This is a genomic window from Acidipropionibacterium jensenii DSM 20535 (assembly GCF_000425285.1).
GTDB lineage: Bacteria > Actinomycetota > Actinomycetes > Propionibacteriales > Propionibacteriaceae > Acidipropionibacterium > Acidipropionibacterium jensenii.
The window spans coordinates 42,822-49,396 of the sequence record NZ_AUDD01000021.1; the positions used below are offsets into that span (position 1 = coordinate 42,822).

Genomic DNA, 6,575 nt, shown 5'->3' on the forward strand with positions numbered 1-6,575 from the left:
CGACTCGCACCACGAGCAGTTGGAATCCGGGCTGCGGGTGGTGCGGGTGCCGATCCCCGGCCAGCAGGTGGTGACGGTGGAGCTCGGCATCGATGTGCCTCTGTCGGCCGAGGACCCGGCTCATCTGGGGGTGGCGAATCTGGTGCTCACCACCAGCGACGAGGGCACCCGGCACCATCCGGGGGCGGAGTTGGCCGAGGCGATCGAGTCGATCGGTGCCAGCTACGACGGGGCCTGCGGGCTCACCTCCAGCAGTGTCAGCATCGACGTCCCGCGTGGGCACCTGGATCCGGCACTGGACCTGCTGGCCGAGATCGTCACCTCATCGGCGCTGGCCGATGAGGACGTCCTGCGCCAGATGGCCCAGGCCCGCTCGCAGCTGGCCCAGGCCGCTCAGAACGGTCCGAGTCTGGCGGGGTTGGCGGTCTCGCGGGAGGTCTGGCCGCTGGGGCACCGCGCCTCGCGGCCGACCGCTGGCACCGCCAGCACTCTGGACGCCATCACCACCGCCGATGTGCGCGACTTCCGGGACGCCACCTGGCTGCCGGCCGGCGGCGTCCTGGTGCTGGCCGGGGCCGACGTCGACGGGGTGGATCTCGGCGCCTTCTCGCAGTGGACCGGCGCCCGGGAGGATGCGGCCGAGGAGGTCCGGAGCGATCCGATCAGGGCCGACGGGCCGACCCGGGTGCTGCTGGTCGACCGGCCGGACGCCGTTCAGGCCGATGTCCGGATCCAGACCAGGGTGCCCGGGCGCCAGGACTCCCGGTGGGCCGCCCTGAGAGTGGCCTGCGGAGTGCTCGGCGGCACCTTCGGTTCGCGGCTCAACACGGTGCTGCGCGAGGAGAAGGGCTGGTCATACGGCGTGTCGGCGGCGGCCCGTGCGATGCGCGACGGCGGTCTGGTGACGGTCGGCGGCGCGTTCCGCGCCGAGGTGGCGGCACAGGCCGTCCGCGCGGCTCTGGACCTGGTGGACCCCGGCTCGCCCTCCCTCGAGGACGCCGAGGTGCGCGACGCCCGCAACCATGCGGTCGGCGTCGCTCCGTTGCAGTACGACACCGCCGGCGCGGTGGCCAGCCAGGTGACGACCCTGGAGATGGCCGGGCTGACCGGGGCGTGGGTGGACCACTTGATGGCCGACACTGCGGCTGTGACCACCGACCTGGCGAACCAGGCGTGGCGCGAGCTGCTGCCGGCGTCGACATGGCGGGTCGGCATCGCCGGGCCGGCCGGGACTCTGGGACCGGCCCTTGAGGAGTCCGGGTTCATGGTCGAGGTCATCTCGCCGTCGGAGTTGCTGGACTGAGCGTTCTTCGGCGGGGCTGTCGGCTCGGGTCGCGGGGTCGGCTCGGGTCGCGTACACTGTCATGGTCGATTCGTTCGTCGACTGAGATGTCAGCGCGTCCGTTCGATCACGAGGGGCATTGGCGCAGTTGGTAGCGCGGCTGCTTTGCAAGCAGTAGGTCAGGGGTTCGAATCCCCTATGCTCCACCCGTTGTGGGAGGCCGGTTGGCTGGGCATCATGCCTGGTCAACCGGCCTTTTCGATACGCTGGCGACGACGCCATATGTCGTCCTATATGCCTCAATGCGCACCGTGAGTCGTACCGGGTATGAAATCTGTTGACTACGGGTGATGCTCGGACCGCTACGAAGACTTCGTACCCGATTCGTACCCGATCAGCCTGCCTGGATCCGCTCATCGATCGCCGACGCCACCAGGTCCAGCGCCGAATCCCACAGGTGACCGTAGAGGTCCAGTGTCATCCGCGCAGACTTGTGCCCGAGCATCCGCTGCACAGCCTTCACATCAGCACCCGACGCGATCGCCAGCGACGCCGCAGTGTGTCGCAGGTCGTGGATCCTCACGTCCGGCATGTCGGCCTTCGCCCTGGCGACGGCGAACACCCTGGAACGCCAGTTGTCCGGATCCACACGGCCGCCGCGGCTGTTCGTGAGCAGCGGCTCGGCGTCACCCCGCCCCAGGTCGAGCATCGCGAGCACGGTCGCCGAGACGGGTACGTCCCGGCCTTCACCGTTCTTCGACTTGCGGACCCTCAACCGGCCACGCTCTGCCTTCACATCCCCCACGTCGAGCCGACACGCCTCAGAGATCCGCAGCCCGCAGGTCGCCAGCAGCCACACCATCGCCGCATCATGGGCGCCGGTGGCAGCTGCGAGGGCCCCGATCTGCGCCACCGACAGGTAGACCGGGTCCCGCTTGACCGCCCGGCCGGCATGCAGCCCTGACAGGTCCGCATGATCGGCGCTCGCCCCGGCCAGGCACTGCACCACCTTCGACCGGAGAGACTGCGAGGCGTCACCGTGCGAGGTCTGGAGGCTGGAGACCCAAGCCTGCACCTCGCGCGGATCCAGGTCGGCGGACTTCCGATCACCCCACTCCTCGACGACATAGTCCCGTGCCAGTCGGCATGCCTGATAGCCCTTCTTGGACAGGTGCTTCTTGCCCTGGAGCCACAGTTCGGCGCCCTGACGCACCGTCTCGTCGTCGCTGGGCGCCGGCGGACCCTTCACGATTCGGTCGGCGTTGAGCGCCTCGGCCTCAGCCTTCGTCCTGCACGCCGTCGACGGGTAGCCCTTCACCACCACCCGATAGCGCAGGCCGCGGCCCCACCGCTTCGTGTGCTGGCCGTGACGGTCCAGCCACAGATCCTGAACGGCCACAGCGGACCTCCTGTCTCCACGAAGGCTTCAGCTATGCCTTGGCCTAGCGGTTCCCGGAGAGCTAGACCCACCCCTGCTATTCGTTCGCATTCAGGTACTTGGGGTCCTCGTTCGACCATGAACCGAAGAACCCTGTGTTGTTGTCGGTCTCGAGCATGACTGTGAGCTTGCCGTCCTTGTCGGCCTCGCAGGTGAACTCCAGCGTCTTGGTAGCTCCCGGCAAGATCGAGGCCTTGCCCTCCCATTCTGTGGCGTAGCACCCGGCATCCCCGCCTTGGATCATGGCCGTGGGGGTGATGGTGGATGGGCGGATCGCGTGCTTCGTGTTGTTCGTGATCTTGGCATTGAGGTAGATGTCCTTCGCTGCCATCTCGGCTGTCTTGAACTCAGCCTCGTCGCTGGTCATCGGCTCGGTGTGATCGATGGTCACTGTCACCGGGATGTCTGTGGTGATGGTCGAGGTCTTCCCGAAGACAAAGACTCCGGGCGCGACATCACCGGTCTCGCTGCTGGAAGGAGTGGCAGGCGCCGAAGTCGCGGCAGCAGCAGACGGCGAGGTGGCCTCCGCGCTCGCCGTGACAGTGACCGTCTTCGCAGGCTGAGCGGATGATGAACTGCCGCAGCCGGCAAGCACTGGGGCAAACGCGAGTGCGACAGCGAGTGTTACGGCGGTGATCCGATGCATGTCGGAGGTCTCCTCTTGGTGGTGCGTCCGCCTGCGCTGGCGCACAGATAGCACGATGGTCTCACAGGCCGGAGACAGCTTAGGCACCGGCCTGCCGGTGATGTGCGGTGCGGTTCCACAGGGTGGCGTACTCGTCGGGGCCGAGCCCTTGCAGTCTGGCGTCGCAGGTCGGGAGTTACTTCGAGCTCGTCTGCGACAACCCGTGGGTCCAGGGACCAGGCGAGCGCCTCCCCCAGCCGCCCGATAGGGATGAGGGCTCTCGCCGCTTGGGCGTGGACGGCGAGTTCCTCGCGGGGGATCAGCCAGCGGGGACACGGGCCACGCCGGGCATGCACCGCCTCATGGGCCAGGGTGGTGCGCAACTGTGGGAGCGTGAGCCTCCGGTCGACCGTGATCGTCCGATCAGCCCACCTGCAGCGGCCCCGGCCGTGACGCAGCCGGTCGACCTGCACAGTCCAGCCGTTCGGCCATGACACATCGGGAGGGAACTCCAACATGTGCCGATGGTGGCAGCGGGGACCGACAAAACTACTTCTTGCTTCGCCGAGCCTCGGGGAGGATGAGGGATAGAACAGCGAGGATGACCGGCCCGATCAGGGCTCCTCCAGCGATGTTGTTCCCGCGCCAGAAGAAGATGATCGAGAAGACGATCAGCCCAAGCGCGAAGAAGATTCCCCAGCCCTGCGTGTCGAGGCGGCCTTGATCTCGGCATCGGCCAGCTTGTCCAGGCGCCGCTGGGGAGCGATCAGCTGGGCATCGATGATCTTCTCCCCAGCGCCAGGGTTGAGCTCATCGAACTGGCGAACCATCTCCGGAAGGAGCGGTCCTGAATATGACGCGCTCTGGAGGATCAGCGCCTGGTCGTATCCGCCGACTCCTTCAAGGCCAGGTATGACCGGTTGAGCTGCTGGATCTTGGTGTTCTCCTGTCGCTCCAGCTCCAGCCGGAGCGCCCTCAACCGCGGCGCTGGGTTGATGGTCAGGGATGCGAGACCCCGGGCCAGATTCCTTACCGGGTTGCTGCTCGGGAAGGTCATCGTGCTCATGGTTCAACCGTACTTCCTTCTCACTTGGATCCCGCTTGCCGGGGTCGAGACTCTCAGGCTTCTCAGTCACTTCGCGGTTCTCCGCTCTGCTTGCTGACGGCGGCGCGACTCCGATTTCAGCTGTTGCGCCTTGAGCCGTCGAGTGTTCAGCGCGTCGTAGTGGTGGTTACGCCGGTCGGGCGGGCATGCCTCCAGGTACTTGCCCAGGCAGGCGATCTCCTCGTCGTAACACTTCTCGCTACGGTAGATGATTGCAGCCTGCTCGAAGTACCACGGGGCAATCCCGCCTACTGGATCGGAGATTGCAGCATCTTGACACTCGGCGAGGAGGCTCAACGCCTCGCCATACTGGTGGTCGCGTTTCATCTGTCGAATGGTGTCGGGCCAGTCGCAGTACAACTGACCCCTGACAACACGCGCGTCAGGATGCCCCATCTCAGTCCTCTCCCCAGTCGTCTGGGTCTTGGCTGACGTCCTCGTCGTCGGGTGGCGGGTTGAACGAGTGGTCGTCCGCAGCGCCAGAACGCATCGTCACTCGGCGTCGAGGTAGTTGCGGACGGTGGCCCTGAGTTGGTCCGCATACTGGTAGATGTCGTTGAGGTCGAAGATCTGATGACGGGTCTCGTTCTTCTCACTGTCGATCAGACCGATGTGCTTGACCGACTTGCTGTTGAAGTGGAAGCGGCAGATCGGCTTACGGTTGTTGTTGTCCAACAGCACCCCGAAGTAGCTCTGCCGGTCCCGGTCTGAGACGCGCTCAACGGCAACCTCGGATGCCACAATCGCGCGCACGATGAGAAACGCTTCCCTCTCCTCGTCGGTCGTGATGATTCCGTCGGCGGGAACCTCCTCAACGACTTCGGTCTGCTCCTCCTCCACGGTGACGTGGGGTGCATCCGGGCTGTCGAGCGCGGTCTTGAGCCGAGCGTTCACCTGATCTGTCAGATACTGCCGCAGCGCCTTGGTCGTCACCTGGTCGAAGGTGTCCATCACGCGGGCCGTCAGCGACCCCTCATAGACACGCTTAGCGAACAGACGGACAAGCTCCTGGGATGGCGTGGAGAACTCACGGGCGACCTCGGCCTTGATCGACGACACGTACTTGAGCTCCTCAGCAGCGGCCAGCACCGAGTCAAGATCGAACGTCTCTTTCGTGAGCTTCTTCAACTCTGGCAACGCGTAGGGGTCAATATCGGACAGATCGAGCCTCAGGAACGGTGTCTTGTCCATGACGTTCGGCTTGTCCAAGTCGGTGTAGAACAGCCAGTGTCGGCCATTGGTGAGGATCCCGATCCGCGCCGCAACAACGGAGAAGTAGCGGGTCAGCTGGGATGCGTTCTCCAAGCTGAGCGCAGCACCGACAGGCTTGACCTCCACCAGGATCTGAACGGAGTCATCCCTCTTGATGGCATAGTCGATCTTCTCGGCTTTGCGGCTCCCGACGTCACAGACGAACTCGGGAACGACCTCGTTCGGGTTGAAGACGTCGTAGCCCAGGACCCTCGCAATGAACGGCATGACCAGTGCGTTCTTCGTCGCTTCCTCGGTCTCCAGGGTGTCACTGAAGTCGTGGAGTTTGCTGGCGACGTCGGTGAGTGCGTCTTCAAAGGCCATGGCTGGCGGTCCTTTCAGTTTCCGCGAACGTCATAGTTCGCGCGGTCTAAGTGTGCTCCTGCCCTACCGCGGCAACCCCACCGGCCCACCTCATGGAAGATCCGGGCCTTGATAGTCGCCGGGGTCCTGGCTGTAGTTCTCTTCGCCATCCTCGGGGTTGAGCGGCAGATCGTAGGCAGCCTCCTCAACGGGCTGCCCCTGATCGATCACCTTCTGTTGCTTGGGGAACTCGACTACCTCTCCCCCGCCGTCTTGACTCTTCTTAGCCTCGATTTTTCATGGGTGGCTGCTGGGTGGGGGTTCGGCGGCTGTGTCGTCGAACTGAGCATTGATTCTGGCAGGCGGGTGCGACGGTTCGCCGCATGTCGCTGCGGGGGGCGGGCTGTCCGGGCCGTGGGGGTCTTTCAGATGGTGGGCGGTCAAGGTGCATACCGGGGGCTATCCCGCGGGGGCGGGCAGGCCCCGCAGCACGCCGACTGCGGCGACCACGGTGTCGACCCATGGTTGGCGATCCGAGACGTGCAGGATGACGCGCCGGCCGCTCCGGGCG

Annotated in this window: 7 protein-coding genes and 1 tRNA gene; 2 read left to right on the forward strand and 6 right to left on the reverse strand. The window is 65.4% G+C overall.

The window, feature by feature from the left end; all coding sequences use genetic code 11:
• Nucleotides 1-52: 52 nt before the first annotated feature.
• Complete coding sequence (locus H590_RS0111195; protein WP_028703625.1) at nt 53-1,303, forward strand: M16 family metallopeptidase; 1,251 nt, start codon at nt 53-55, stop codon at nt 1,301-1,303.
• A 112-nt stretch (nt 1,304-1,415) separates the two neighbouring features.
• Nucleotides 1,416-1,488 (forward strand) — tRNA-Ala (locus H590_RS0111200).
• 188 nt (nt 1,489-1,676) lie between these two features.
• On the opposite strand, the gene H590_RS17435 is transcribed toward H590_RS0111200, so the two are convergent.
• The 6 genes from H590_RS17435 to H590_RS0111240 form a co-directional block, all read right to left on the reverse strand.
• Nucleotides 1,677-2,681: a tyrosine-type recombinase/integrase gene (locus H590_RS17435; RefSeq protein WP_051238554.1), complete on the reverse strand. Its 1,005-nt coding sequence runs from the start codon at nt 2,679-2,681 to the stop codon at nt 1,677-1,679.
• A 76-nt stretch (nt 2,682-2,757) separates the two neighbouring features.
• Nucleotides 2,758-3,366, reverse strand: coding sequence for a hypothetical protein (locus H590_RS18405; protein WP_126412687.1), 609 nt, complete (start codon nt 3,364-3,366; stop codon nt 2,758-2,760).
• A gap of 650 nt (nt 3,367-4,016) precedes the next feature.
• Complete coding sequence (locus H590_RS18410) at nt 4,017-4,175, reverse strand: hypothetical protein (RefSeq protein WP_154655323.1); 159 nt, start codon at nt 4,173-4,175, stop codon at nt 4,017-4,019.
• A gap of 41 nt (nt 4,176-4,216) precedes the next feature.
• Entirely contained in the window at nt 4,217-4,411 is a 195-nt protein-coding gene (locus tag H590_RS0111230) for a hypothetical protein (protein ID WP_028703628.1), read from the reverse strand.
• 66 nt (nt 4,412-4,477) lie between these two features.
• A complete protein-coding gene (locus H590_RS0111235; RefSeq protein ID WP_126412688.1) occupies nt 4,478-4,777 on the reverse strand; it encodes a hypothetical protein in 300 nt (99 codons plus the stop codon).
• Nucleotides 4,778-4,942: 165 nt separating this feature from the next.
• Nucleotides 4,943-6,025 (reverse strand): type I restriction enzyme HsdR N-terminal domain-containing protein, encoded by a 1,083-nt coding sequence (locus H590_RS0111240; RefSeq protein ID WP_028703630.1) that lies wholly within the window; start codon nt 6,023-6,025, stop codon nt 4,943-4,945.
• Between the last annotated feature and the right edge of the window lie 550 nt (nt 6,026-6,575).

Excerpts from the sequence above, each read along its gene's own strand:
- H590_RS18405 (WP_126412687.1), bottom strand. The coding sequence starts at position 3,366 with ATGCATCGGATCACCGCCGTAACACTCGCTGTCGCACTCGCGTTTGCC.
- H590_RS18410 (WP_154655323.1), bottom strand. The coding sequence starts at position 4,175 with ATGGTTCGCCAGTTCGATGAGCTCAACCCTGGCGCTGGGGAGAAGATC.
- H590_RS0111230 (WP_028703628.1), bottom strand. The coding sequence starts at position 4,411 with ATGAGCACGATGACCTTCCCGAGCAGCAACCCGGTAAGGAATCTGGCC.
- H590_RS0111235 (WP_126412688.1), bottom strand. The coding sequence starts at position 4,777 with ATGAAACGCGACCACCAGTATGGCGAGGCGTTGAGCCTCCTCGCCGAG.
- H590_RS0111240 (WP_028703630.1), bottom strand. The coding sequence starts at position 6,025 with ATGGCCTTTGAAGACGCACTCACCGACGTCGCCAGCAAACTCCACGAC.